The organism is Caniella muris (assembly GCF_943193035.1).
GTDB lineage: Bacteria > Actinomycetota > Coriobacteriia > Coriobacteriales > Atopobiaceae > Granulimonas > Granulimonas faecalis.
In genome coordinates this window covers 1,121,657-1,146,261 of sequence record NZ_CALPCK010000001.1, presented here as the reverse complement: position 1 = coordinate 1,146,261, position 24,605 = coordinate 1,121,657, and the positions used below count along the sequence as shown (strand labels likewise).

The 24,605-nt window shown below is 70.2% G+C and carries 22 protein-coding genes; 13 read left to right on the top strand and 9 right to left on the bottom strand.

Going from position 1 to position 24,605, the window contains the following annotated elements; translation table 11 throughout:
• Nucleotides 1-65: 65 nt before the first annotated feature.
• Nucleotides 66-722, bottom strand: coding sequence for a hypothetical protein (locus NFR49_RS05020; RefSeq protein ID WP_251158544.1), 657 nt, complete (start codon nucleotides 720-722; stop codon nucleotides 66-68).
• A 75-nt stretch (nucleotides 723-797) separates the two neighbouring features.
• On the opposite strand from NFR49_RS05020, the gene NFR49_RS05015 reads away from it, so the two are divergent.
• Together NFR49_RS05015 and NFR49_RS05010 are read left to right on the top strand one after the other, a co-directional pair.
• The gene (locus NFR49_RS05015) at nucleotides 798-1,016 is read left to right on the top strand and encodes a hypothetical protein (RefSeq protein WP_251158543.1); all 219 of its coding nucleotides are present in this window, start codon (nucleotides 798-800) and stop codon (nucleotides 1,014-1,016) included.
• Nucleotides 1,013-1,231 (top strand): hypothetical protein, encoded by a 219-nt coding sequence (locus NFR49_RS05010; RefSeq protein WP_251158542.1) that lies wholly within the window; start codon nucleotides 1,013-1,015, stop codon nucleotides 1,229-1,231. Before NFR49_RS05015 ends, NFR49_RS05010 begins: the two co-directional genes overlap by 4 nt.
• A gap of 172 nt (nucleotides 1,232-1,403) precedes the next feature.
• On the opposite strand, the gene mscL is transcribed toward NFR49_RS05010, so the two are convergent.
• The 3 genes from mscL to NFR49_RS04995 all read right to left on the bottom strand — a co-directional run bounded on the left by mscL (nucleotide 1,404) and on the right by NFR49_RS04995 (nucleotide 6,287).
• Entirely contained in the window at nucleotides 1,404-1,868 is a 465-nt protein-coding gene (gene mscL, locus NFR49_RS05005; protein WP_251158541.1) for a large-conductance mechanosensitive channel protein MscL, read from the bottom strand.
• A 120-nt stretch (nucleotides 1,869-1,988) separates the two neighbouring features.
• Nucleotides 1,989-4,484: a tetratricopeptide repeat protein gene (locus NFR49_RS05000; protein WP_251158540.1), complete on the bottom strand. Its 2,496-nt coding sequence runs from the start codon at nucleotides 4,482-4,484 to the stop codon at nucleotides 1,989-1,991.
• Between the two features lie 147 nt (nucleotides 4,485-4,631).
• The gene (locus NFR49_RS04995; protein ID WP_251158539.1) at nucleotides 4,632-6,287 is read right to left on the bottom strand and encodes a putative manganese-dependent inorganic diphosphatase; all 1,656 of its coding nucleotides are present in this window, start codon (nucleotides 6,285-6,287) and stop codon (nucleotides 4,632-4,634) included.
• A 201-nt stretch (nucleotides 6,288-6,488) separates the two neighbouring features.
• Between NFR49_RS04995 and NFR49_RS04990 the strand changes: the two genes are divergently transcribed.
• From NFR49_RS04990 to NFR49_RS04980, 3 genes are all read left to right on the top strand, one after another.
• Entirely contained in the window at nucleotides 6,489-7,643 is a 1,155-nt protein-coding gene (locus tag NFR49_RS04990; protein WP_251158538.1) for an exonuclease SbcCD subunit D, read from the top strand.
• Nucleotides 7,644-10,439 carry an AAA family ATPase gene (locus NFR49_RS04985; protein ID WP_251158537.1) on the top strand — a complete coding sequence of 932 codons (2,796 nt, stop codon included), beginning with the start codon at nucleotides 7,644-7,646 and terminating at the stop codon, nucleotides 10,437-10,439.
• A gap of 327 nt (nucleotides 10,440-10,766) precedes the next feature.
• A complete protein-coding gene (locus tag NFR49_RS04980; RefSeq protein WP_251158536.1) occupies nucleotides 10,767-12,002 on the top strand; it encodes a MalY/PatB family protein in 1,236 nt (411 codons plus the stop codon).
• Between the two features lie 115 nt (nucleotides 12,003-12,117).
• On the opposite strand, the gene NFR49_RS04975 is transcribed toward NFR49_RS04980, so the two are convergent.
• Nucleotides 12,118-13,011: an SGNH/GDSL hydrolase family protein gene (locus NFR49_RS04975; RefSeq protein ID WP_251158535.1), complete on the bottom strand. Its 894-nt coding sequence runs from the start codon at nucleotides 13,009-13,011 to the stop codon at nucleotides 12,118-12,120.
• Nucleotides 13,012-13,260: 249 nt separating this feature from the next.
• Between NFR49_RS04975 and NFR49_RS04970 the strand changes: the two genes are divergently transcribed.
• From NFR49_RS04970 to NFR49_RS04955, 4 genes are all read left to right on the top strand, one after another.
• A complete protein-coding gene (locus NFR49_RS04970) occupies nucleotides 13,261-14,427 on the top strand; it encodes a pyridoxal phosphate-dependent aminotransferase (protein WP_251158534.1) in 1,167 nt (388 codons plus the stop codon).
• Between the two features lie 84 nt (nucleotides 14,428-14,511).
• Nucleotides 14,512-15,366 (top strand): Cof-type HAD-IIB family hydrolase, encoded by an 855-nt coding sequence (locus NFR49_RS04965; RefSeq protein WP_251158533.1) that lies wholly within the window; start codon nucleotides 14,512-14,514, stop codon nucleotides 15,364-15,366.
• A gap of 21 nt (nucleotides 15,367-15,387) precedes the next feature.
• Nucleotides 15,388-16,008: a nitroreductase family protein gene (locus tag NFR49_RS04960; protein ID WP_251158532.1), complete on the top strand. Its 621-nt coding sequence runs from the start codon at nucleotides 15,388-15,390 to the stop codon at nucleotides 16,006-16,008.
• A 92-nt stretch (nucleotides 16,009-16,100) separates the two neighbouring features.
• Nucleotides 16,101-17,075, top strand: coding sequence for a 3-hydroxyacyl-CoA dehydrogenase (locus NFR49_RS04955; protein ID WP_135979016.1), 975 nt, complete (start codon nucleotides 16,101-16,103; stop codon nucleotides 17,073-17,075).
• A 174-nt stretch (nucleotides 17,076-17,249) separates the two neighbouring features.
• Here NFR49_RS04955 and NFR49_RS04950 read toward each other — a convergent pair whose 3' ends face one another.
• Together NFR49_RS04950 and NFR49_RS04945 are read right to left on the bottom strand one after the other, a co-directional pair.
• Nucleotides 17,250-18,278 (bottom strand): sensor histidine kinase, encoded by a 1,029-nt coding sequence (locus NFR49_RS04950; RefSeq protein ID WP_251158531.1) that lies wholly within the window; start codon nucleotides 18,276-18,278, stop codon nucleotides 17,250-17,252.
• Between the two features lie 79 nt (nucleotides 18,279-18,357).
• Complete coding sequence (locus NFR49_RS04945) at nucleotides 18,358-19,056, bottom strand: response regulator transcription factor (protein WP_251158530.1); 699 nt, start codon at nucleotides 19,054-19,056, stop codon at nucleotides 18,358-18,360.
• A 52-nt stretch (nucleotides 19,057-19,108) separates the two neighbouring features.
• Between NFR49_RS04945 and NFR49_RS04940 the strand changes: the two genes are divergently transcribed.
• Both NFR49_RS04940 and NFR49_RS04935 read left to right on the top strand, forming a co-directional pair.
• Complete coding sequence (locus tag NFR49_RS04940) at nucleotides 19,109-19,375, top strand: hypothetical protein (protein ID WP_251158529.1); 267 nt, start codon at nucleotides 19,109-19,111, stop codon at nucleotides 19,373-19,375.
• 193 nt (nucleotides 19,376-19,568) lie between these two features.
• Nucleotides 19,569-19,865 carry a hypothetical protein gene (locus NFR49_RS04935; RefSeq protein ID WP_251158528.1) on the top strand — a complete coding sequence of 99 codons (297 nt, stop codon included), beginning with the start codon at nucleotides 19,569-19,571 and terminating at the stop codon, nucleotides 19,863-19,865.
• 313 nt (nucleotides 19,866-20,178) lie between these two features.
• On the opposite strand, the gene dtd is transcribed toward NFR49_RS04935, so the two are convergent.
• Nucleotides 20,179-20,625 carry a D-aminoacyl-tRNA deacylase gene (dtd, locus tag NFR49_RS04930; protein WP_251158527.1) on the bottom strand — a complete coding sequence of 149 codons (447 nt, stop codon included), beginning with the start codon at nucleotides 20,623-20,625 and terminating at the stop codon, nucleotides 20,179-20,181.
• Between the two features lie 34 nt (nucleotides 20,626-20,659).
• Entirely contained in the window at nucleotides 20,660-22,183 is a 1,524-nt protein-coding gene (locus NFR49_RS04925) for a carboxypeptidase M32 (protein WP_251158526.1), read from the bottom strand.
• Nucleotides 22,184-22,289: 106 nt separating this feature from the next.
• Here NFR49_RS04925 and NFR49_RS04920 point away from each other — a divergent pair, with 106 nt between their 5' ends.
• On the top strand, nucleotides 22,290-23,561 hold the full coding sequence (locus NFR49_RS04920; protein WP_251158525.1) for an aminotransferase-like domain-containing protein: 1,272 nt from the start codon (nucleotides 22,290-22,292) through the stop codon (nucleotides 23,559-23,561).
• Nucleotides 23,562-23,564: 3 nt separating this feature from the next.
• Nucleotides 23,565-24,557, top strand: coding sequence for a D-alanine--D-alanine ligase family protein (locus NFR49_RS04915; RefSeq protein ID WP_251158524.1), 993 nt, complete (start codon nucleotides 23,565-23,567; stop codon nucleotides 24,555-24,557).
• Nucleotides 24,558-24,605: the final 48 nt, after the last annotated feature.

Here is a 24,605-nt window from a genome sequence, read left to right as displayed (position 1 = left end):
TCGTGAAGGCTTGCTCACAGAGAGTCAATGTCAGCTGCGGGATAAGCCGGTTATGTCGATCGGACCTAAAGCCTCAGGCCGCCCCCATCCACGATGAACGAGAGGTCAAGGAGGGAGATGACGACAAGGACGCACACCGCAAACGCGGCGATGCACCCCTTCAGACAAGAGCCTGAGGCGGTTGAGCCACCTGTCTCGTTGGATGAGATGGGTTCCTCTTCTTTGTGGGTCCACGCGACAAAGAGGAGGAAGAATTCGATGGCGCAGAAGACCATAAGAACGAGGGCAAGCACGACATACGCGCTGCGTATCGGGTCAGATGAGTTGGTGGGCGCGATTTTGATGCCGAACAGCGGGATGTCCACGGGGACCCATCTGCTTCCGATAATAAAAGGAAGAAAGAATAAAATGATAGATAATGAAAATAATGCAATGAAAACAACGGTCAAGAAAAACCCTGAACGCAAAAGTCTGGGCGGGTGACACCGTGAAGCTTGCTGGGCGATGAGGGCGGCTATGCCAGCCATGATGCCGACGGCCCCTGTGGCATTGCATACGTAGACACCCAACTGCTTCGACAGGTCGTTGAAGTAAAGACCCGGCATTTGGCATCCGATGAGGACACAGAGGGCCCAGGTCACGGCAAGTGCCTTTGCCGTCCCTCGACATCGTCTTGCGTATTCGGCCCAGTCTGTCTTGCCTGGCGAGTCTGGCGCGGTCATGGCAGCTCCCTTCAACAGGAATGCTTTGTCTGCATCTTATCATTAAATTCAAAATTATTGTTATCGGGAGACGATATGGAATCTGTGGTGGTGGCTGTCGTGTCGGGCGTTCTCACGCTCGCGGGCGTATTGGTTTCGAACTCTCGAAGTCGGGGACTGCTTGAGGCAAAGGTGGACGCCTTGGACAGAAAGGTCGAAAAGCACAACCGCCTCATTGAGCGGACCTATGTCCTCGAACGCGACGTTGCGGTGATTCAGGCGGAGCTGTCCAGTCGGACCGGAGGCTCCCGATGACGGCCGTGGAGCGTCTGCTCAGGGACAACGGCTGGCAGTGGCGCCTGCTCCGCACGGTGGTGCAGGGCGTACTGGGCGTTGTGGCGGCGAACCTCGACTTCTTGATGGGCCACTGGGTGTGGGACCCGCAGTGGCGCTGCGTGGTCGTGGCGCTGGTCATGGCTATCCTGTCCCCCGTGATGGCCGAGCTGGGTCGCTACGGGGAGAGGGCATGAGCTAGACCTGCGATGACGTTCCGCAAGGACGTTTTGACGGAAATCCGGGCGTGGGATGTCCCATAAGGCCTAAGCGCCCCCAGCCGCCCCTAGACGTCGACACAAAAGACGGCGCGCCGGCTCTGTTCGGGCCGGTGCGCCGTCTTCGCGTGCGATGGGTCGTGTGTGCGCGTTACTCGCGGTCGATGAGGGCGTCGCGGATCTCCTCGAGGAGCTTCACCTGGACGGTGGCGGGGTCCTCGGGGGCCACCTCCTCCTCGAGCTCCTCGGCGTTCTTCTTGACCATGGCGTTGTGGGCGGTGTTGATGAGCTTCACGGCCATGAACACCACCAGGGCGATGAGCAGGAAGTTGATGACGGCGCTGATGAAGTTGCCCCACATGATGGCCACCTCGGCCACGTTGCCGGAGGCGGGCACGATCACGGTCTTGATGTCGGAGAAGTTGATGCCCCCGATGATGATGCCGATGACCGGCATCACGATGTCGTCGACGAGGGACTTCACGATGGCCGTGAAGGCGGAGCCGATGATCATACCCACTGCCAGGTCGATCACCGACCCGCGGGAGATGAACTCCTTGAACTCGGCGATGAACCCCTTGCTCTTTTCCTTGACCTTGTCGGTGTTGACGGCCATGACGACCCTTTCTCCTCGGCACCGGCTCACGGACGCGCCCCGGGGCTCCGGGACGGTAATAAGGTGCCTATATTCCCCTCCAAGCCCTTGGATAACGGTCAGGGAGAAGGGCGCCATGGGTCAGAGGTAGGCGCTGGGGGTGCCGTCCCTCAGGCTGTGGGCGATGGAGTGGAGGTCGTCGTTGTTGTCCCGGTCGGCCAGGAGCTTCAGGGGGCGCCACGCCGCGATGGGGAACCCCTCGTCCACCAGACGGCCGCCCGCCTCGCCCAGGGTGTCGAGGAGCGTCCCGTCGAGGGGCAGCTCCGCGCCGTCGGCATCCAGGGCCGCGGCGGCCTGCTTCACGGAGGGCTCCTCCACGGACTCCTCGCGGAGCAGGTCGGAGAGCTCCAGGCGGGCCTGGTCGGCAAAGCGCGGGCACCGCGCGGCCAGCACGTAGGCCGCCGCGGCCAGGGCGGGCTTTCCCTGCTGCCAGTAGGCGAAGGCCAGGCGGTAGAGGCAGAAGCCGGTGTCGTCGGTGTCTACGAGCATGGTGAGCAGCACCTTGAGCTCCGCCTCGGCCTGGGCGAAGTCCCCGTGGTCGCCGAGGAGCACGGCGCGGCGCACCCGGGGAGGGACCGAGGTGGGGGCCAGGGCCACGCACTGGTCGGCCACGGCCATGGCCTGGGCGAAGTCGCCGAGGTCCGAGTAACGGCGCGATATGGCGTCCTTGGCCTCGAAGAAGGCGTCGGGCAGCTGGTAGAAGCGGGAGGGCCTGCCGGGCTGGGGGTCGTGGTCGCCGGTGATGCCCAGGGGGTCGCGAGCCCCCTCCGCCCCGGTCTGGCGGGTGCCGCCAGCGGGGGCGTGGGCCATGAGCATGCGCACCGGGGAGCTGTTGGACCACAGGGGCGACCTGCCCTCCAGGCCTCCCCGGTCCTCGAGGGCGCCCAGGATGCGGTCGCAGAGCTCCTCGAGGCGCATGATGGCCATGACGGGGGTCTCGGCCTCCTCGGAGCAGATGGAGCGCACCTCCTCGAGCTCGGCGGGGAAGTCGTCGTGGTAGACGTCCAGGTCGGCGCCGGTCTCGGCCATGACGAGGGAGGAGAGGGGCTCCGAGAGGGGGCGCCGGTCGCGCCAGAGGTCGCCCCGGTTGCGTCCGAGGCCGGGGACCCTCAGGGGCTCCACGGGCCGGAGGGTGCCGTCGGAGAGCTCCATCGCGGCCTTCGCGCCCAGGCTGCGGGCGAGGGCCGCGGGGTCTTCCACGGGCCGGGATGCGTCGTCTTCCAGGGCCTCGATGCCCGTGCGGGAGAACCCGAGCCGGTCGAAGTCGCATCCCATGACCGCCTCGCCGCCCAGGCCGCCGTCGAAGGCGGACACCACGCACCGGGTGACGGCCACCGAGGAGCCGAAGGCGCAGGCGGCCAGCACCGCGGAGAGCCTGAGGCCGTAGAGGGCCACGAAGGTGCCCTGGAGGGCCCGGCAGTCCTCCAGGCCCCCGTCGCCCATGCGCTCCGCGGGGAACCACTGGGCCTTGGGCAGGGCGAACTCCACCGAGACGCAGCCCGACGGCAGGTCCACGTCGTAGCGGTACTCCAGGCGGAACGGGAGCCGGAGGCGCTCGCAGGCCCGGGCCATGCGGCTGCGGACGTCCCACTCGCCGCCGCGGGCGAACTCGACGCCGTGGAAGGTGGCCATGGGGTTGGGGCGCGTGTGGCCGTCGAGGACGTCGGCGGCCTGGAGCGTCCAGGCCCTGAGGGCGCCGAAGCCCGCCTCGTCGCAGGCGCGGTCGTGGGCGGGCGCATCGCCGTCGAGGACGAGCTGGATGCGGTTGAGGGCCGCCTCCACCGAGAGGAGGGTGTCGCGGTGGGCGGGGTCGGCGCCGGGGGGAAAGCGCATCCACCAGAGGTGGGTGCTGGCGAGGCGCACCACGTCGGCCCCGGTGGCCGCCACCGCGGCCCTGAGGTCCGAGGCCCCGGCGGCCTCGAGGGACCGGGCGGCGTAGCGGGCCGCGACCCCGCCCTCGCCCCCTGCCGCGACGATCTCGTCCACGGCGTCGGGCAGGGGCTTCTCCAGCAGGACGTCGAGGACCTTCTTGTCTGCGGGCGCGGCCTCCGGCTCCGCCGGGTTCCGGGTCTCGGCCTCTGCCTCGTTCTCGGCCTGGAGGCGCCAGGCGAGGAGGGCGCCGGCCACGGTCACGGCGCGGAAGTCCAGATGGGCGTCGGGCGCGCCGTAGGGGCCGAGGTCGATGCCGTGCGCGGCGTCGTGGAGGCGCTGGCCGCCGCCGGGGCACGGGCCCCAGAGCGCCATCTTCTCCATGGCGCCGCCCACCCGAGCCTCCACCTCGCCGTCGTCCCGGCCGGTGTACATGAGGCCGCGGGCCAGGGGCTCGCCGGAGGGCCTGGCGTCGAGGGGCGCCGAGCAGGGCCAGAAGGCGCCGCCGGCCTCGAGGCAGCCGAGGATGCGCACGGTGACGGCGTCCTCCAGGAGCACGAGGTAGCCCCAGGTCCTCATGGCGGCCGGGCGCCACGCCGCGACGTCCACCACGGCCATGGGGAGGCCGGCGGTGTCCCCGGGCAGGGGAGGCAGGACGAGAGCCTCGGTGAACGGGGGCAGCGGGTGGGTTCGGGGTGTCTGGGCCAAGGGTGTCTCCTCACGCGGGTGGCAACCGAGTATAGCGCAGCCCAAGGACGGCTGAAAAATCGGGCGACAGCTATGGAAAACGGCCCCGTGGCGCCTACGAGGGCGCCCCGGGGCCGTTGGGGGATCCGTCCGTGGTGCGGCGGGCGCCTAGTCGTCCGACAGGCGCTCGAAGGCGGCCATGAGGGGCGGGATCATCTGCTTCTTGCGGCTCACCACACCGGGGAGCACGGCCATGCCGTCGGCGGGCTCCACGCCGAAGGCGGAGCGGATGACGGCCTCGGCGCCGTCGCCGAAGTAGAGCAGCTCGGTGGTCTGCGACTTAACGTCGGTGAACATGTACATGACGATGGGCAGGTCCTCGTTCTTCGCCGCCTCGGCCAGGTAGGGGCCCACGAGCTCCTCGGCGGCCTTGCGGCTGCCCTCGGTCATGTAGCTGCCCTGGCCCACGCCGAAGCGCGCGTTGCCGCGGGAGAAGACCTTGAAGTCGCCGTGGAAGACCTCCTCGGCGCTGCGGCCCGTGAGGTCGGCGCCGGCCTCGAACATCTCGTCGGCGTAGGAGTCGATGTCCACGCCGACGATGCCGGCCAGCTCCTGGGCGGCCAGGCGGTCCTGCTCGGTGCAGGTGGGGGAGCGGAACGTGAGGGTGTCGGACAGGATGGCCGAGAGCATGAGGCCGGCGATGTGCGGCGGCGGGGTGATGCCGTTCTCGTCGTACATCTGCTTCACGATGGTGCAGGTGCAGCCCACGGGCTGGTTGCGGAAGAGTGCCGGCGTGGTGGTCTCAATGGGGCCGATGCGGTGGTGGTCGATGATCTCGAGGATGACGGCGTGGGTGAGGCCGTCCACCGCCTGGGCCATCTCGTTGTGGTCCACGAGGATGACGTGCTTGCGGTTGATGTCGAAGAGGTTGGCGCTCGTGATGACGCCGTCGAACTTGCCGTCCTCGCCGATGACCGGGAAGAAGCGGTGGCGCGTGGAGCTCATGACCTTGCGGACGTCCTCCACGGTGGTGTTGACGGAGAACTCCACGATGTCGGAGTCGAGCATGACGGCGCGCACGGGCATGGACATGCAGATGAGGCGCGTGGCCGCGTAGGTGTCGTACGGGGTGGTGATGATGCGGCAGCCATGGCTCTCGGCCGAGCTCTTGAGGGCGCGGGTGACCGGGGCGTCGCAGCAGATGATGAGGCAGGCGGCGCCGGAGCCCACGGCGTAGTGCTGGGTCTCGTAGCGGTTGGTCACGAGCACGATGTCGCCGGGCTCGATGGTGTCCTCCATCATCTCGGGGCTGGTGCCCACGTAGACGCGGCCGCCCTCGATGACGTCCGACGGGTCGCCCAGGACCATGGTGCCGTTGAGGGTGTCGATGACGTTCTGGTAGCAGGTGTGGGAGGTGGCCAGGACGTCGGTGTCGAAGATCGCCATGTTGGCGTTGGCGATGTCCTTCACCGTGACGAGGCCCTTGAGGTCGCCGTCCTCGGTGATGCACAGGGTGTCCTGCCGCTCGTCGCGCATCTTGTTCCACGCGGCGTAGAGGCTCATCTCGCCGTCGATGCCCTCCTGGTGCTGGTACTCGAGGTCTTTGACCTGCGGGCGCACCGAGGTGATGAGGGCGGGCTCCTCCACGCCCCAGCGCTTGAGGACGAAGGCCGTCTCGCGGTTGATGTTGCCGCAGCGGCGCGCCTCGTAGATCTGGGGGCCGATGGCGTTCTTGAGCCATGCGTAGGAGAGCGCCGAGCAGATGCTGTCGGTGTCGGGGTTGCGATGGCCGATGATGTTTACCTTGCGGATGGACTCTGGCATGTGCGTACTCCTTGGTGGCGCACGGGCCGGGACGCCCCCGGCCCGTGGTTGCGGTCGGTTTCCATTAGAACAGTTGAAGGGCGTGAAACCGGCCGCGATGGTGGAGCTTCGATGATTTCCCATCGTTGGCTTTCAGAATAGAACGGATGTTCTATTCTGTCCAGTGAGAATAGGGCATCGGTCCCGTCGAGAAGGGGTGCCATGAGACTGCTCCACATATCGGACGTCCACGCCGGCAAGCGGCTCCACGGATACTCGCAGGAGGAGGACCTCGCCCACGCGCTCGCCCAGGTGGTGGACGTCTGCCGCGGGCGCTCGGTGGACTGCGTGCTGGTGGCCGGGGACCTCTACGACACCACGCAGCCGCCCGACTACGCGGTGACGCTTGTGGACGGCTTCCTGCGCGACCTCGCGGAGGCCGGGGTGCGGGTCGTGGCGGTGCCCGGCAACCACGACTCCGCGGCGCGCGTGGGGTTCGCCTCCCCGCTGCTCGCGGCGTCGGGCGTCCATGTGGTGGGGCCGCTCGAGGGGCCGGTGGAGCCCGTGGTGCTGGAGGACGCCCACGGCGAGGTCCGCGTCTGGCCGGTGCCGTTCGTGCGGCCGGCCACGGTGCGCGCGGCCCTGGGCTGCGACGCCCCGTCCCCCACGGAGGCCCTGGCGGCGGTCGTGGACGCCATGGGGGTGGACGGGTCCGTGCGCAACGTCTGCGTGGCCCACCAGTTCGTGACCTCGGGCGGCGTGGGGCCCGAGCGCTCGGAGAGCGAGCTCACGCTCGGTGACGCGGAGAACGTGGAGGTCTCGGTGTTCGAGCCGTTCGACTACGTGGCCCTCGGCCACCTGCACCGGGCGCAGAAGGTGGGGCGCGAGACCGTGCGCTACTCCGGGACGCCGCTCAAGTACTCCCGGGGCGAGGCCGGGAACGGCAAGTCCATGGTCCTCGTGGACCTCGGCGAGAAGCGCGGTCCCGGCGACTGCGACCTCTCGTTCGAGCTTGTGCCCTTCGAGCCCCTCCACGACGTCCGCCAGGCGTGCGGGCCCTTGGAGAAGCTCGTGTCGCCGGAGGTCCTGGCCCTCGCACCGGCGGACGACTACGTGGCCGTCACCCTCACGGACGACACCCTGCCGCTTGACGCCCTGGGGCGCCTCCGGGAGGCCTACCCCAACCTACTTTCGCTGGAGCACGCCCCTGCCTCCGCGGCCGGGGTGCAGGAGGCGGAGGTCAGGGCGCCGGACCCGGGGCTGGACCTCGAGGGACTCTTCGCCGGGTTCTTCGAGGCCCAGCGCGGCCACGCCATGGACGATCGCCAGCGCGCCGTGCTCGCCGAGTGCGTCGCCCTGGTCGGGGAGGGGGAGTAGATGAGGCCGCTCAGGCTCACCATGCAGGCGTTCGGCCCTTACGCCGGGCGCACGGAGGTAGACTTCGACGCCTTGGGCACCCGCGGGCTCTACCTCATCTGCGGCGACACCGGGGCCGGCAAGACCACCGTCTTCGACGCCGTCACGTTCGCGCTGTTCGGCAAGACGGCGGCGGGGTCGGACAACGCCACGTCGCTGTACTCGGACTTCGCGGCGTTCGGCACCGAGGGCTTCGTGGAGCTGGACTTCATGGCCGGGTCGCGGCACTGTCGCGTGCGCAGGGGCCTCGAGTACCTGCGCCCCAAGCTGAAGGGCAAGGGGGACGCCACGTGGACGAAGCCGACGGCCTCCCTGTGGGTGGGCGACGAGGGCGGCATCCCCGACGACTGCGTGCCGGTGACCAAGGTGCAGACGGTCACGCGCGACGTCGAGGGGCTGCTCGGGCTCAACGTGGACCAGTTCATGCAGATCGCCATGATCGCCCAGGGGGACTTCGCCCGGCTCCTCTCGGCCGGCACCAAGGACCGCAAGCCCATCTTCTCCAAGCTCTTCTCCACCGGGCGCGCGGCCCGGCTGCAGGACCTCCTCAAGGAGCGGGGCAGCGCCGTGGACAAGGAGCTCGCGGAGCTGCGCAACGCCGCGCGACAGGCCGCCCGGCGGGCCCGGGGGCCCGAGGGCGACGTGCCCGAGCTGGTCGAATGGGCCGAGGGGCCAGCCGCGGACCTCTCCCGGCCCCGGACCGTCGTCCAGGGGCTCTGCGAGGCGGACGAGGCCTCGGTGGCCGGGTTCGACGAGCGTCGGGCGTCGCTGGGCGAGCGGGGCCGTGCCCTCGACGACGCCGAGGACCGCCTGCGCCGCATCCGCGGCCTCGAGGCCCAGGTGGCCGAGAAGGGCCGCGACGTGGAGCGCCTCGCCGGCGAGGAGGGGCGGGCCCGGGCGCTCCTGGCAGAGGCCGAGGGCACCCGCGAGGAGGAGCGCGCCCTCACGGGGCGGGCGCAGGCCGTCGCGGCCACGCTGCCCCTGTACGACGAGCTGGACCGCCTTGCCGCCGCCGCCGAGGAAGCCGCGTCCAAGGCAGCCGCGGCCGAGCGCGACCGCGACGCCGCAACGGCGGCCGAGGCCCGCGCCCGCACCGCGCTGGAGGGGGCCGAGCGCGAGGTCGCGGCCCTGGGCGACGTGCAGGCGCGGCTCGATGCGGGCCGCACGGCCCTGGCGGCCGAGGAGGACGCGCTGCGCGGGCTCGAGCGCCTGGAGGGCCTGTGGAAGGCGGTGCGGCGGACGGCCGGCGCCCTGGTCGACGGGCGGAGGAGCGCGGCCCGGCTGTTCGCCGAGGCCGAGGGGGCCAAGGCGGCCTGGGCCGAGGCCGACCGACTGCGCCACGGGGCCCTGGCGGGCCTCCTCGCCGCGGATCTTGCTGGCGGCGTGCCGTGCCCCGTGTGCGGGTCTCTCGACCACCCCCGCCCCGCATCGGTGCCCGGCGACGTCCCCTCGGAGGAGGAGCTGGAACGTCTCGAGGCCGACCGCGACCGTGCCCAGGCCAGGCGCGACCGGCAGGACGGTGCGGTGGCGGAGGCCCTCAAGGCATTTTGCGAGGCACGGGAGGCCCTGGCGGGGGAGGGGCCGGTGCCCGAGGACCCCGGCGAGGCCGGGGAGGCCGCGGAGAAGGAGGTGCGGGCGGTCGTCCAGGAGTCCCGCGGCCACGCCGCTCGTCGCGACGGGCTCGCCAATGAGGTCGAGGCCCTCGAGAAGGACCGCGCCCGCAAGGAGCGGCTCGAGAAGTCGCTGGCCGCCGGGCGCGAGGCCCTGGCGGAGGCCACCCGCTCCGCATCGACGGCCAAGGAGGCGGCGACGACCGCCTGCGCGCTGCGCGACCAGGCGGAGACCGCCCGCGCGGCGCGCGCCGAGGACCTGGAGTTCGGTGGCCGGGTCGCGGCCCAGGCCGCCGTGGACGCCGCCAAGGAGCGGGCGGACGCGCTCGCCGGGGAGCGGGAGAAGGCCCGCGAGAAGGTGCTTGCGGCCGAGAAGGCCCTGGCGGAGGCCCGGGCGTCCCATGCCACCCTCTCGGAGCAGCTGGCGTCCGAGGAGCCCGTGGACGCCGAGGCCCTTGCCCGGGACCGCGCGGAGTGGAAGGCGGAGCACGACGCCGTGGAGGCCGGGCGCGACGCTGCGGTCTCCCGTCAGGCGGTCAACGCCGCCGTGGCCCGGGAGCTCTCGTCGCTCGCCAAGCGCCGGGAGGCGCTCGAGGAGACCTCCGGCGCCGTGTCCGAGCTGGCCGAGGCCGCGGCGGGCTCCGGCGCGCTGCGCAAGGTGGACTTCGAGACCTACCTCCAGATGGCGTGGTTCGACGCCGTGCTGACCGCTGCCAACCGGCGCCTCTCCGTCATGACCGGCGGCAGGTACAGCCTCGTGCGCCGGTCCGAGGCCCACGGCAACTCCCAGGCCGGTCTGGACATCGACGTCGAGGACGCCTTCACCGGGAAGTCCCGCGCCGCCGACACGCTCTCGGGCGGCGAGTCGTTCCAGGCGTCGCTCTCCCTGGCCTTGGGCCTCTCGGACGTCGTCCAGGCCCAGGCCGGCGGCGTGCGCCTGGACACCATGTTCGTGGACGAGGGCTTTGGCTCCCTCGACAGCGAGGCTCTCGAGAAGGCCGTCGCCGCCCTCACGGAGCTCACCGGCACCGACAAGCTCGTGGGCATCATCAGCCACGTGGACGAGCTGCGGGACTCCGTGCCGCGCCAGATCCGGGTGAGGCGCGGCCGTGCGGGCTCCACCCTGGAGATGCGCCTGGACGGCTGACCACCGTCCCACCACCCGGGCACTTTTGTCCCAATGGTCGGGCACTTCTGTCCCACCACCCGGGCACTTTTGTCCCAGTGGTCGGGCGCCTTGGGTCTCACGCCGTCGATGGGCGCCCGGCCCGTGCCGGATCCCCTCCGGCGCGGGCCTCTCGGCGCCGGGCCGTCCGGAACCCGTGCCACGGGCCACCACGGCACGGCCAGAAGTCATCAATTGAGAAATAGGCGAAGTGACAGATGGGCCAGGCGCCGCTGTCGCACCGCTCATCGCACCGCCTGGCGCGCAGGCGTTACCATCGGGCCAGGCACCCATCCCGGAAGGAGCCCCATGGCACCCACGACCCACAACTTTGACGAGCCCGTGGACCGCCGCGGAACGAGCAGCGTCAAGCACGACCAGGACCACCCCGACCACCCCGGCGAGGACCTCCTCCGCCTCTGGGTGGCCGACATGGACTTCCGCGCGCCCGAGGCCGTGACGGATGCCATCCACGGCCGCGCCGACCACGGGGTCTTCGGCTACACCGAGGCGTCGGGCCGCCTCGCCTCCGCCGCTTCCGGCTGGATCGCCGCCCACAACGGCTGGACGCCCGGCCCGTCCACGCTCGTCACGGGCCCGGGCGTGGTCTTCCTCATCGCCCAGGCCGTGCGGGCCCTCACCGCCCCCGGCGACCCCGTGCTCATCCAGCCGCCGGTCTACTACCCCTTCTCCGAGACCGTCCGCTCCAACGGCCGCGCCCTCGTGTGCGCGCCGCTCACCTACGACCCCGGACGGGCTCGCGCCGGCTTTGCCGCGGCCGTGGCGGGGGAGGAACCCGGCCCCAGCCCCTACACGTTCGACGTCGCGGCGTTCGAGGAGGCCGTCGTCTCCTCCGGCGCCCGCATGTTCATCCTCTGCAACCCGCACAACCCCGTGGGCCGCGTCTGGACGCCCGCGGAGCTCGACGCCATGGCCCGGGTCTGCGCCGGCCACGACGTCTTCGTGGTGGCCGACGAGATCCACGCGGACTTCGGGCGCCCGGGCCACCCCCACGCGCCCTTCGCCGCGGCCGCCGAGAAGGCCGGCTGCCGGTACCTCGTGTGCACGTCGCCGAGCAAGACCTTCAACATGGCCGGCCTGCAGCTCGCCTGCGGCTGGGTGCCCGATGCCGACGTGCGCTCGCGCATCGAGGCCGAGATGGACGCCTGCGGCTACTTTGGCGTGAACCCGCTCTCCCAGGAGGCGGCCGTGGCGTGCTTCGAGCACGGTGGCCCGTGGCTCGCCGACCTCAAGGCCTACCTCGAGGGCACCGTCCACTGGGTGAACCGCTTCGTGGCCGGGGAGCTGCCGGAGCTCTGCGTGGTGCAGCCCGAGGGCACCTACCTGCTCTGGGTCGACTGCCGCGGCCTCGGCCTCTCGGACGGGGCCCTCGCGCGGCTCGTGGAGGTGGACGCCGGCCTCTGGGTGGACACCGGCACGATGTTCGGCCCCGAGGGATCCGGCTTCATCCGCGTCAACCTGGCCACCCAGCGCTCCGTGGTCCAGGACGCCTTCCGGCGCCTGCGCGACGCCGTTCGCGCGTAGCCCCGCCGCCGTCCGCGCGTAGCCCCGCCGCCGGCGCCGTCCCACCCCCATGAAAAAGGCGGCCGGGCCCCTGCCGGGTCCGGCCGCCCCACCGTTATCGGTCCCTGCCGCCGTCCTAGGCCTGGACGCCGCGCTCGCAGGTGTAGGTGCGCTCGGGGAACAGCAGCTCACACACCGTGTTCCAGCCAAAGGCCGTGCCGCGGGCGTAGGGGCAGCCGATGCAGTCGTCGCGGAAGCACACCTGCTCGCTGCGGTCGCAGTCCTCGGGGGCCTCGCCCTTGCCCATGGAGGCGAGCACCATCCGGGCGATCTGGTCCATGCCGCGCTTGGTGGGGTGGGTGCCGTCCACGGCCTCGTAGTCGAGCATGAGGGCGCGGGCGTCGGCAACGTGGCAGCCGGGCCACTGGCCCGCGGCGATGCGGATGGCGTTGTTGTAGCGGTCGAAGTGGTTGCCGCGCAGGGGGTAGGTGAAGCACGTGCCCGGGGCGCCGGCGAGCCTGCCCACGGGCACGGTGATGCACCAGACCTCGACGCCGGGGTTGTCGGTGACGATGTTGGCCAGCATGCGGCTGTAGGCCTCGCCGAACTTCTCGGCGGCGTCGGCCGGCGCCAGCGCGGGCGCCACGTGGGGGTACTTGGAGAGGTCGATGTTGTACGGCGTGGCGGTGCCGCGGCCCAGCATCTGGTTCATGGTGCCGCCCCAGCCGAAGTCGTTGATGCCCATGAAGACCAGGACCGCGTCGGGGCTCTCGCCGTCCTTCTTGAGGGCGTCGGTGCGGGTGCGGGACTCGCCGGCGGGGTAGCCCACGCCCTCCACGCAGGACCCCGACCAGCTGGCGTTGGCGAGGAACTCGCCGCCCATGCCCTCGATGACCTTCATCCACCAGGTGTCGCCCACCTTCTCGACGCCAGTGGCGGCCAGGTTCTCGCCGGTGTAGAACACGTTCCAGCCCTCGGGGATGTAGCCCTCGAAGGTCGAGATGGAGTCGCCGATGACAGAGACGCGCATGGGGCCAGCTTTCTCTCGGGTGCAGCCATACCCACCCATTCTGTTCCAGGCCCCGCCGCCGCGGGGCGCCCGGTCGACCGGCGGGTGGGGCGGGGCCACGGGCGCGCATTGGGCATGACAGGTGGGCCGCGGCCGGGCGGCTCTGTTTCGCCCCGGCCAAAGGGCGCGGGGTCGGCGCCGCCGTGCGCTATCGTAAGGTGCCGTCAAGGAACGCACACGCCACGCGCCACCTCCGAGAAGGGACCGCCCATGGAGTTCTCCCGCCGCCTCGACGCCTTCGGCGACGAGGTCTTCGCATCGCTCAACGCCCGCCGCCGCGAGCTCGAGGCCGAGGGCCGCACCATCGTGGACCTCTCCGTGGGGACGCCGGACTTCGAGCCGCCCGCCCACGTGGTGGACGCCCTCGTGGAGGCCGCGGCCGACCCCGCCAACTGGAAGTACTCCCTCCACGACACCGACGAGCTCCTCGAGGCCGTGTGCTCCTACTACCGGCGGCGGTTCGGCGTGGAGATCTCCCCTGACATGGTGATGATGGTCTCGGGCACCCAGGAGGGCATGGGCCACCTCGCCCTGGCTCTGCTCGACCCCGGCGACTCCATCCTCGTCCCCGACCCCTGCTACCCGATCTTCGCCGGCGCGGCCCACATCGCCGGCGCGACCCCGGTGTACTACCCGCTCACCCGCGAGAACGGCTTCCGCCCGGACGTCGCCTTCATCGACCCGGCCACGGCCGACGAGGCCACCTACATGGTGGTGTCGCTGCCGGCCAACCCCGTGGGGTCCGTGAGCGCCGAGGGGCTCTACGAGGGCATCATCGAGTTCGCCCGCGAGCACGACCTGCTCGTCGTCCACGACAACGCCTACTCCGACATCGTGTTCGACGGCCCGGCCGGTGGCTCGTTCCTCTCGTTCCCCGGGGCCGTGGACGTGGGCGTGGAGTTCTTCTCGCTCTCCAAGTCGTTCAACGTCACCGGCGCGCGCCTCTCGTTCCTCGTGGGCCGGCCCGACGTCGTGGCGGCGCTGCGCAAGCTCCGCGGCCAGATCGACTTCGGCACGTTCATGCCGCTGCAGAAGGCCGCCGTCGCGGCGCTCGAGGGCCCGCTGGAGCCTGTGGAGGAGCAGCGCCTCGCCTACCAGGCCCGCCGCGACGCCCTGGCCGACGGCCTCGAGGCCATCGGCTGGGACCGCCCCAACGCCAAGGGCACCATGTTCATGTGGGCGCGCCTGCCCGAGCGCTACGCCTCCGACTCCATGGCCTTCGCCGAGGAGCTCATGGAGAGGGCCGGCATCATCGTGACGCCGGGCTCCTCCTTCGGCCCCGAGGGCGAGGGCTACGTGCGGTTCGCCCTCGTGCGCCCCGCCGAGGAGCTCGCCGCCGCTGCCGCCGCCATCGGCGAGGCCGGCTTCGGGGCGTGAGCGCGCCCGCCCGCCCCTCCCGCAGGGCGCGGGCGCATCTCGGGTAGAGAGCAGCCGATCGGAAAAACCGACAGAGGAGCAACCGTGGCAGACAGGATCGCCTTTTTCGACGTGGACGGCACGCTGCTGTCCTTCCGCACCCATTCCATGCCCGAAACCACCCGCGTGGCCCTGCGCGAGCTGAGAAAGAACGACGTGCTGATCTACGTGGCGTCCGGGCGCGCCCTGTTCCAGCTCCCGCGCTCCCTGCGCGAGGGCGAGGGCGACTTCCCGGGCTTCGACGGGTTCCTTTGCAACTCCGGCCAGGTGTGCCTGGACGACCGCGGCATCTTCCGCATGACGGCGCTCGACCCGGCCGACGTCCGCGCCATCACCGAGCAGTCCATGGACGGCTCCTACGACATCGTCTACATGACGGCCGACCGCGCCTTCACCCCGCGCCACGGCGACCTCGTGCGTCGCGCCGAGGAGAACGCCAACGTGCGCTTCGACGAGGACTCCCCGGAGGAGGCCTACAAGCGCCCGGTGTTCCAGATGAACGCTTTCATCGCCCCCGAGGACGAGCACCGCATCCTCGAGGTGACCCACAACGTCAAGCTCGTGCGCTGGACCGAGGACTTCGCCGACATCATCCCGGCCGACGGCGGCAAGGACCAGGGCGTGCTGGCGGTGCTCGAGCACCACGGCATCGACCGCTCCGGCGCCTACGCGTTCGGCGACGGCGGCAACGACGTCTCCATGCTCAACGCCGTGGGCTGCGGCGTGGCCATGGGCAACGCCGACCACCGGGCCAAGGCCGTGGCCGACGTCATCACCACCTCGGTGGACGACGCGGGCATCTACCGCGCCTGCGTGCACCTGGGCCTCATCGACGACGTCCTGGGCATCTGCGGCGGCGACCGCACCTACACCGTCATCGAGGACAAGGGCGGGCGGTAGGCGCCCGGGGAAGGTGGTCCCATGGACAGGGAGAAGGTCATCTCGCGCGTGGAGCTCGACTACGGGCTCGACGCCCTCGCCGCCACGGTGAGGCGCAACCGCAGCTACCGGCGCTTCGACGAGGGCGACCCCATCGGCCGCGACCTCATGGTCTGCCTCGTGGACCTGGCCCGGCAGACGGCCTCGGCCGCCAACCTGCAGCCGCTGCGCTACCGCGTGGTGGCCGACGCCACCGTGCGCGACGACGTCTTCGGCTGCCTGGGGTGGGCCGGCTACCTCGCCGACTGGGACGGCCCCGAGGCGGGGGAGCGCCCCACCGGCTACATCGTGGTGTGCTGCGCCGGCAAGGTGGCGCCGCTCACGTGGGTGGACGCCGGCATCGCGGCCCAGACGATCCTGCTGGGCGCAAACGAGGCGGGCTTCGGCGGCTGCATCGTGCGCAACTTCTCTGACCGTCTGCCCGAGGTGCTGGGCATCGACCCGGCGGCCGACGAGCCGCTTCTCGTGATCGCCCTGGGCGCCCCGCGGGAGACCTGCGTGCTCGAGCCTTTGGAGGACGCCCCCGACGGCATCCGCTACTGGCGCGACGCCGACGGTGTGCACCACGTGCCCAAGCGCTCCCTGGAGGACGTCCTCATCTAGGGCCCTGCGTTTCAGCGCAGTTGGAACCGACCTGTTTTGGGAATCTCTGCAACAGTGGTCGTATCGACAAGTCCAAGACGGAGGGACACACCATGGCGTTTGAGAAGGTCGTCGTCGCCGGAGGCGGCGTGCTCGGTTCCCAGATCGCGTTCCAGAGCGCCTACTGCGGGCTGGACACCTGCATCTGGCTGCGCAGCGAGGGGAGCATCGGCCGCACGCAGCCCAAGCTCGACCAGCTGGTGAAGGACTACCACGCGCAGATCGACGCCATGGAGGCGGCCCTGGCCAAGAGCCGCGCCGACGGCGAGCCCATGGCGCCCGGTGTCTGGGCCATGGGCATCGCGGACCCCGACGACTTCGACCCGGCCCGCTGCCACGGGGCGGTGGACGCGGCCGCCGAGAATCTGCGCCTGGAGCTGGACCTCTCCGCCGCCGTGGCCGACGCCGACGTGGTCGTGGAGTCCATGGCCGAGCAGGAGGAGGCCAAGATCGAGTTCTACAAGAGGCTCGCGCCCCTCATGGCCGAGAAGACCGTGCTGGTCACCAACTCCTCGAGCCTGCTGCCCTCCAAGTTCACCCGCTACACCGGTCGTCCCGACCGCTACCTGGCCATGCACTTCGCCAACCACATCTGGCGCAACAACATCGCCGAGGTCATGGCCCAGCCCAAGACGTCGCAGGAGTCCTTCGACGCCATCATGGAGTTCGCTGGCCAGATCCGCATGCAGCCCCTGCCGGTGCGCAAGGAGAAGGCGGGCTACCTGCTCAACTCCATGCTCATCCCGTTCCTCTTCTCGGCCATGGACCTCTACGTTAACGGCATCTCCGAGCCGGAGTCCATCGACACCGCGTGGGTCCGCGGCACCGGCGCGCCCAACGGCCCGTTCCAGATCCTGGACGTGGTGGGCCTCGTGACCGCCTACAACATCGTGCAGCCGTACACCAAGGTCCCGGGCTTCATGGCGCCGTACAACTTCAAGGGCATCTCCCGCATGCTCAAGGAGAAGATCGACGCCGGCGAGACGGGCGTGGCGGCCGGCAAGGGCTTCTACACCTATGGCGGCTAGGCCCCGCCCGCGGCACGGCTGGCGTGGCAGCGGTGCCTGGCCCATCTGTCACTGTGCCTATTAATCGGTTGATGTGACCGCCCGCCCGGGGCCGGCCCCGGGCGGGCGCAGTCCGGCTGGGACAAAAGTGCCCGACCATTGGGACAAAAGTGTCCGACGAGTGGGACAGCCCCGTCAGAGCGGGATCTCGAGCAGGGCGAGCGTCCCTCTGGGGACGGGCCGCACGGAGAGGGAGAACCCCTGGGCCGTCGCGTACCGGAGCGCCAGCGCCATCCCGATGCCGGTGCTGCCCCGCCCCCCCTTGCCAAAGCGCTCGAACACCACGGCGAGGTCCTCCTCGGAGATGGGCGCCCCGTCGTTCACGGCCCAGATGAGGGCCTTCCCGCCGGCTGCCGAGCGGCCCAGCCGCACTGTGCCCTCGCCGTGGCGGATGGCGTTGGTCAGCATGTTGAGAACGGCGGCGTAGGTGAGGTCGAGGTCGAAGCTGCACACGACGGGCTGCGGTCCATGGAGGAGGAGGTCCACGCCCTTGTCGGTCGCCGTGGGGGCCAGGCTCCGCTCAGCGTCGTAGACGAGCTCCCGTAGGTCGGCCCGGTGGGGGTGGGGCTCGAGCCTCCCGGCGTCGGCTCTGGCCAGCCCCATGATCTGGTCGACGAGCGTGGCCATCCGTCCCGCCTCCCTGCCGATCGACGCGTAGGCATCGTCGGTCGTCACGAGGCCGCGCCGTGCCGCCTCGTTCCAGCCGCCGATGGCCATGAGTGGGGCTTTGAGCTCATGGGCGGCATCGCCAAAATATCTCTCCGCTCGCAGCCCCCTGGCCTCGAGGGCGTCCACTGCGGCGACCTTCCGGTTGAACCTCCCCAGTGCCGTGACGGTCAGAGCGATGAAGGTTCCGCCACAGACAAGGGCCAGGGCGGCGCAAGGTCCCGTTACGAGGACGTAGCGCACCCCGCCGGCGGGGGAGGTCCGGTAGATGAGCAGTTCGCCGCCTGTCCGGATCAGCTGCGGGCGTGGGTCGGCCGCGAACCCCTCGTCCGTCAGGCGATGGCGGAGCCCGTCTTCCCAGGGCCGGGCGGCGCTTCCCGCCTGTGGGGAGGAGGCCGGCAGCTCCCGAATCTGCCACCAGCCGTTTTCCGGCGACGAGAGGCCCTGCGCCCCGGTCGCGCAGAGGATGGAGAGGCCGATGAGGAACGCCGCCGCCACGGCTAGGAGTTCTCCCACGATCGTGACGGCGAGCTGATGGCGCAGCCGCTCGATCGCATCGCGTCCAGCCTCCGCCATCTCACTCGAGCTCTGTCAGCTGGTAGCCGAAGCCACGGACGGTCTGGATGCAGACGTCGGAGCCGGCCCTCGCGAGCTTGACCCGCACGCGACGGCAGGTCTCGTCCAGCGTCCGGCTCTCGACACCGTCGGGGAGCCGCCATACGGCCTCGAGGATCTGTTGGCGCGAAAGCGCCTCCCCGTGGTTCTCCATAAAGAAAATGATAAGACGGAGCTCCGTGGGCGTTGCCGGGAGTAGTTGCTCCCCTACGTAGATGGCGTGGCGCCTCCGGTCCAACCTGGTGTTGCCGCAGGTGAGGTCGCCCTGGACGGGCGGGCGCCCAGGATGGGCGGCGTCGTAGTCCACGCGGCGCATGAGAGCCCGCACCCGGCTTACGAGCACCATCGGGTTGAACGGTTTCGCCAGGTAGTCGTCGCCGCCCAACGCGAGGCCGGAGCACACGTCGATGTCGTCGCTTTTGGCCGTAAGCAGCATGACGGGCACGGTGGAGGAGCGTCGGATGCGGGCGAGGGCCTCGAGGCCGTCCGTACCGCTCAGCATGACGTCGAGCAATACGAGGTCGGGTTCGTGGCGCCCGAACGCCTCCAACAGCTCGTCGGCGGTGGGAAAGGCCTCGACGGCATAGCCGCCTGCCGTCAGAAACGACGTGACGAGCGTGCGCGTCGAGTCGTCGTCCTCTGCGTACAAGATAGACTTCATATTGAATCCCCGAACCGTCGCCCTTGCTGGCATCTTATCAGAGAGGTTCCTGTTGAAGAACAGATACATCGACAGGCCGTTTGCGGAGAAGCTCACGGACATCTGCTGGTTCGCAGGCATCGGGTTGAGCGCAGTGTGGACGACCCTCGAGGTCCTCGACGTGCTTCCGTACGGCTCCTCGGACCTTGCCGCCCGGGTGGGCTCACTGGTCTTCTTCGTGCTGGCAGCCGTGCTCGCGCTCCTGTGCGGGAGCAGGGGCAGGCTCATCTGGTGCGTCGTGTGTGCCGTGGCGTCGCTCGCTTGGTGCCTCGCGTTCTAGCCGTGCCGGCTCGGCCCCGGCTTTGACAGAACCGTGACCCGTTTGTGACCCGGCGGCGGTGGTCCCTCGTCCTCTTCCCCCTCATCGTTAAGGCAGATGAAGAAGGGGCGAGCATGGTCTCTGCGAAAAAAATCGTTCCGGCCGCTCTGGCGCTGTGCTCACTTTTGGCGTTGTTTGAGGTGGGGCCGTCGATATGAAGCCGATGATGCTTCTGCGCCGTGCTGGAATGTATGTCAAGCGGGATCCGATGACACTCTGGAATGCGGCGCTTGTGGTCTCGATGATCCTGAGCCTTTTTGGGTTTTGGGGTTTTCGGGAGGGAGAGATCTTCACCAACGCAGTGCTGTTGATGGCTGCATCCATTGTGGGTGTGCGCTTTTATCGAGAGCGACGCCCCTTCCTTGTCGGAACCTGCGTTTCCCTTGTCCTCTACTCCGCTCTGATGTTGGCCGCCGGGCTTGGCGCTGCCCCCCTGCCGTGGAGTTTGTGACAGCGGTGCCTGGCCCATCTGTCACTTCGCCCATTAATCGGTTGATATGACTGCCCACCCGGGGCCGGCTCCGGGCGGGCGCAGCTGGAGTGGCGGGTGTGGCGGGGATAGCCCCTCGGCACCCGCAGAGGCTTCTGCGGGTACGCAAACACCCGCAGGACGTTCTGCGGGTGCCTCCCGGCCGCCAAACCACCCGCAGAACGTTCCGCGGGTGGTGCACCCCCGCGCCCGCCCGACCCCCGGCTGGGACAAAAGTGCCCGACCATTGGGACAAAAGTGTCCGACGAGTGGGACAGCCGGGCGGCACCGGCGGCTAGAACAGTTCGTCCGTGTCCAGCCAGAGGGTCACGGGGCCGTCGTTCACCAGCGCCACCTGCATGTCCGCGGCGAAGATGCCTGTGCCCACCGGCACGTCCTCGGCCGCGACCTCGCAGAACCGCTCGTACAGCTCTCGGGCCTTCCCGGGGTCGGCGGCCCCGGTGAAGCTCGGCCGGCGCCCCCGCCGCGCGTCGGCGTAGAGCGTGAACTGGCTCACGATGAGGACGCCGCCGCCCACGTCCAGCAGCGAGCGGTTCATGTGCCCCTGCTCGTCGTCGAAGATCCGCAGGTGGCGGATCTTCTCCCAGAGCCTTGTAGTCACGGGCCCGTCGTCGTCTGGGCCCACGCCCAGAAGGATGCACAGCCCCGGCCCGCAGGCCCCGGTGACCTCGCCGTCCACCGTGACCGACGCCTCGGTCACCCGTTGCAGCAACGCCCTCATGGCGTCTCCCTTCACGCGCCCGCGACCCGGCCGCCTACAGCCCGTACAGCTCGCCGAACTTGCGCTCCAGGTAGTCGCAGTAATAGCCCGGGTCGAACTCCTCGCCGCAGGCCTCCTCCACGATCCGCCTCGGCTCCTTGGAGCGGCCCCAGCGCCACACGCGGTCGCCCAGCCAGGCCCGCACCGGCGCCAGGTCGCCCGACGCCAGCACCTCGTCAAAGGGCGTGCCCGCGGCCGCCAGGTCCGCCGTCATGGCGTGCAGCAGCTGCGCGCCGTAGGCGCCGCCCAGCGCGTAGGTGGGGAAGTACCCGATGGACGCCTGGGACCAGTGGATGTCCTGCAGGGCGCCGCGACGGTCGTCGGGCACCTCCACGCCCAGGTACTCCCTGTAGAGCCGGCCCCAGGCCTCGGGCACGTCGGCGGCGGCGAGCTCGCCGGAGAGGAGCCCCTTCTCCACCTCGTAGCGCACCATCACGTGGAGCGGGTAGGTGAGCTCGTCGGCCTCGGTGCGCACGAGGCTCGGCTCCACGCGGTTCTCGGCGCGGTAGAGGTCCTCGGCGGTGACGCCCTCCAGCTTCTCGGGGAAGTGCGACGCCATGGCGGCCAGCAGCGGCCCTGCGAAGGCGCGGGAGCGGCCCACGTAGTTCTCGAAGAAGCGGCTCTGGGCCTCGTGCATGCCCATGGAGGTGCCGCCGGCCAGGCACGTGCGGTCGAACTCCGGGTCCACGCCGGCCTCGTACATGGCGTGGCCGCCCTCGTGGAGCACGGAGAACACGTTGGAGAGCACGTCGTCCTCGTAGATGTGGGTGGCGATGAACACGTGGCCGGAGTCGATGCCGTCGGAGAAGGGGTGCTCGGTGCGCCCCATCACGAGCTTCTCCGGGTCCACACCCTCAAAGAGGGCGAGGTCGCGGGCCAGCGCCCACTGCCGCTCGGGGTCGAACGCCCCGGCCACGCAGGAGCGCGACGGCTGCGGCGCCGCGGCCACCCGCTCAGCGAGCGGCACCACGCAGGCGCGCACGCGCTCGAAGAACCGGTCGTAGAAGGCCTGGTCGCAGCCGGGCTCGTAGAGGTCGAGCAGCACGTCGTAGGGGTCGCGGCCCGGGTCCAGGCAGGCGGCCTGGCGGCGGCACAGCGCCACAACGGCGTCCAGGTGCGGCGCGAACACGGCCCAGTCGTTGTCCCGCTTGGCGCGGCGCCAGGCCATGGTGGCGTCGTTGACGGCGCGGCTCATGGCGCCGGCCAGCTCGTTGGGGATGCGCGTCTGCTCGCCGCGGTCGCGGCCCAGCACGCGCAGGCGCGCGGCGTCCTTGAAGCCCAGCCCCTCGCGGTGGGCCTCCAGCACGTCCAGGGCCGCGCCCATCTCGGCGCCGCAGAGCACCTCGCGGTCCATCTCCTCCAGGCCCGCCACCGCCTCGCCGCGGCCGGGGGCGGCCTTCTCGGGGTCGGCGGTCTCGGCCAGCCACTCGGCGCTCACGAGCGCGTAGCGCAGGGCGTAGCGGCGCGCCTCCATGGCGTCGAGGGAGGAGAGGGACTGTTCGAGGTCGCGGCTTGCCATGGGGGCTCCTGTTCGTCGGTGTGTCTTTGGCCATTGTGCCCCTTGGGCGACGGTCGGTTCGCGCCACGGGCGCCGTGCTAGGCTAAAACAATCGGAAAGGAGCCCTATGCCTAGCTCTCACCTTGTCTTCGACGAATGGGAGGACCTCTACGCCGACCGCGTGGAGCATCTCCGCCGCAGCGCCGTGCGAGACCTGTTCGCAGCCATATCCCGCCCCAACGTCATCGGCCTGTCCGGCGGCAGCCCCGACATCTCGAGCCTGCCCCTCGACGAGGTGGCCGAGTGCGCCAAGCGCGTGGTGACCGAGAACGGCCTCAAGTCGCTGCAGTACGGCGGGTCCGACGGCCGCATCGAGACCCGCACCATGGTGGCCGGCATGCTGGCCGAGGACGGCATCCACGTGGACCCCGACGAGATCATCATCACCGGCGGCTCCCAGCAGGCCCTGGACTTCATGGGCCGCGTCTTCATCAACCCGGGCGACAAGATCATCGTGGAGGGCCCCAGCTACCTCGGCGCCCTCCAGGCCTTCTCGGCGTACCAGCCCGACGTCGAGGTCGTGCCCATGGACGACGAGGGCATGCGCATGGACGCCCTCGAGGAGACCCTGAAGCGCCTCGGGCCCCGCGGCGCCAAGTTCATCTACACCATCCCCAACTTCCAGAACCCGGCCGGCGTGACTATGACACTCGAGCGCCGAAAGCGCCTCCTGGAGCTTGCCCACGAGTACGACATTCAGGTCATCGAGGACGACCCCTACGGGCGCCTGCGCTTCGAGGGGGAGCACATCGCCCCCCTCAAGTCCATGGACCCCAACGTCATCTACCTCGGCACCACGTCCAAGATCTTCGCCCCGGGACTCCGTCTGGCCTGGTGCGTGGCACCCAAGCCGGTGCTGGCCAAGATCAACCTCTGCGAGCAGGGCGCGAGCCTCTGCTGCAGCGCCTTCAACCAGATCCTCGCCGAGCAGTACTTCACCAACACGGACTGGAAGGGCACCCTGGTCAAGTCGCGCGCCATCTACCGGAGCCGCCGCGACGCAATGATCTCTGCCTTGGAGGAGTTCTTCCCGCCCGAGGCCACCTGGACCCACCCCGAGGGCGGCCTGTTCGTCTACGTCACGCTGCCCCCGTACTTCGACACCGAGCAGATGATGTCGGCGGCCCTGGAGAACGGCGTGGCCTACGTGCCCGGCACCAACTGCTTCCCCGACGGCCAGGGCCGCTCCTCCATGCGCCTGGCCTTCTCCTACGAGCCGGAGGACAAGATCCGCGAGGGCATCCGGCGCCTCTCGGAGGTCATCGCCGACCGCATGGAGCTGTACCGCGCCTTCCTCAAGGCGGGCGCGCTGCCCGAGACCCCCAGGAAAGGGATGTGAGCCATGGACAAGCCAACCGTTGCCGTCATCATGGGCGGCTCCTCCTTCGAGCGCCGCTTCTCGCTGGCCAGCGGCAAGCACGTGGTCGAGGCCCTCGAGGCCCGCGGTCACAAGGTGCTGGCCCTGGACGCCGACGAGAACCTCGTGGACACCCTGCGCGCCGAGCGCCCCGACGTGGCCTTCGTGGCGCTCCACGGCGCCGGCGGCGAGGACGGCGCCGTGCCGTCGCTGCTCACCTTCCTGGACATCCCCTTCGTGGGCTCGCTGCCCCCGGTGTGCCGCAACACCTGGAACAAGGCCGAGCTGCCCTTCGTCATGGCCCGCGCCTACGCCCCGGAGGACTCCGTGGTGCGCTGGCCCGCCCAGGTGGCGCTGCCCGAGGGGGCGTTCCGCAACCTCGGCGCCGCGGAGGCCCTCGACCTCATGCCCGAGCGCGTGGGCGGGTTCCCGCTGGCCGTGAAGCCGGCCTGCGGCGGCTCGGCCATGGGCCTCTCCAAGGTGGAGTCCGCCGACGGCCTGGGCGAGGCCCTCATGGGCGCCCTGGCCTTCGATGACACGGCGCTCGTGCAGGAGTGGGTGGACGGCGTGGAGCTGTCCGTCACGGTGATCGGCGACCCCGGTGACGAGGAGGTGCTGCCGCCCGTGGAGATCGTGACCGAGGGCGTGTACGACACCGACGCCCGCCTGGACCCGCAGGCCGTGAGCTACTTCTGCCCGGTGCGCCCGGAGTCGCTGTCGCCCGACGGGCAGGAGGCCGCGTCCATCCGCAGCACCTGCGAGCGCGCCGCCATCGAGGTCTACCGCGCCTTCGGCTGCCGCGACATGGCCCGCGTGGACATGGTGTGGGACGGCGCCGCGCCCCGGGTTCTCGACCTCAAGGTCTTCCCCGGCCTCACCGAGACCTCGCTCGTGCCAACGGCCCTGGAGGCTGCCGGGATCGCCCTGCCCGAGCTGCTCGACTCCATGGTCGAGCAGGCCTACGCGCGGGGCTGCTAGCTGTATGTGGACGGGGTCGCCGGCGGAGGGTCGGCGGCCCCATTCGTT

Bases quoted from the DNA above. Each gene is read 5' to 3' on its own strand.
- NFR49_RS05020 (WP_251158544.1), bottom strand. From the start codon at position 722: ATGACCGCGCCAGACTCGCCAGGCAAGACAGACTGGGCCGAATACGCA.
- NFR49_RS04915 (WP_251158524.1), top strand. From the start codon at position 23,565: ATGGACAAGCCAACCGTTGCCGTCATCATGGGCGGCTCCTCCTTCGAG.
- NFR49_RS04985 (WP_251158537.1), top strand. From the start codon at position 7,644: ATGAGGCCGCTCAGGCTCACCATGCAGGCGTTCGGCCCTTACGCCGGG.
- dtd (WP_251158527.1), bottom strand. From the start codon at position 20,625: ATGAGGGCGTTGCTGCAACGGGTGACCGAGGCGTCGGTCACGGTGGAC.
- NFR49_RS04935 (WP_251158528.1), top strand. From the start codon at position 19,569: ATGAAGCCGATGATGCTTCTGCGCCGTGCTGGAATGTATGTCAAGCGG.
- NFR49_RS04975 (WP_251158535.1), bottom strand. From the start codon at position 13,011: ATGCGCGTCTCTGTCATCGGCGACTCCATCTCGACCTTCGAGGGCTAC.
- NFR49_RS05015 (WP_251158543.1), top strand. From the start codon at position 798: ATGGAATCTGTGGTGGTGGCTGTCGTGTCGGGCGTTCTCACGCTCGCG.
- NFR49_RS04925 (WP_251158526.1), bottom strand. From the start codon at position 22,183: ATGGCAAGCCGCGACCTCGAACAGTCCCTCTCCTCCCTCGACGCCATG.
- NFR49_RS04955 (WP_135979016.1), top strand. From the start codon at position 16,101: ATGGCGTTTGAGAAGGTCGTCGTCGCCGGAGGCGGCGTGCTCGGTTCC.
- NFR49_RS04995 (WP_251158539.1), bottom strand. From the start codon at position 6,287: ATGCCAGAGTCCATCCGCAAGGTAAACATCATCGGCCATCGCAACCCC.
- NFR49_RS04945 (WP_251158530.1), bottom strand. From the start codon at position 19,056: ATGAAGTCTATCTTGTACGCAGAGGACGACGACTCGACGCGCACGCTC.
- NFR49_RS04980 (WP_251158536.1), top strand. From the start codon at position 10,767: ATGGCACCCACGACCCACAACTTTGACGAGCCCGTGGACCGCCGCGGA.
- NFR49_RS04990 (WP_251158538.1), top strand. From the start codon at position 6,489: ATGAGACTGCTCCACATATCGGACGTCCACGCCGGCAAGCGGCTCCAC.
- NFR49_RS04920 (WP_251158525.1), top strand. From the start codon at position 22,290: ATGCCTAGCTCTCACCTTGTCTTCGACGAATGGGAGGACCTCTACGCC.
- NFR49_RS04970 (WP_251158534.1), top strand. From the start codon at position 13,261: ATGGAGTTCTCCCGCCGCCTCGACGCCTTCGGCGACGAGGTCTTCGCA.
- mscL (WP_251158541.1), bottom strand. From the start codon at position 1,868: ATGGCCGTCAACACCGACAAGGTCAAGGAAAAGAGCAAGGGGTTCATC.
- NFR49_RS04960 (WP_251158532.1), top strand. From the start codon at position 15,388: ATGGACAGGGAGAAGGTCATCTCGCGCGTGGAGCTCGACTACGGGCTC.
- NFR49_RS05010 (WP_251158542.1), top strand. From the start codon at position 1,013: ATGACGGCCGTGGAGCGTCTGCTCAGGGACAACGGCTGGCAGTGGCGC.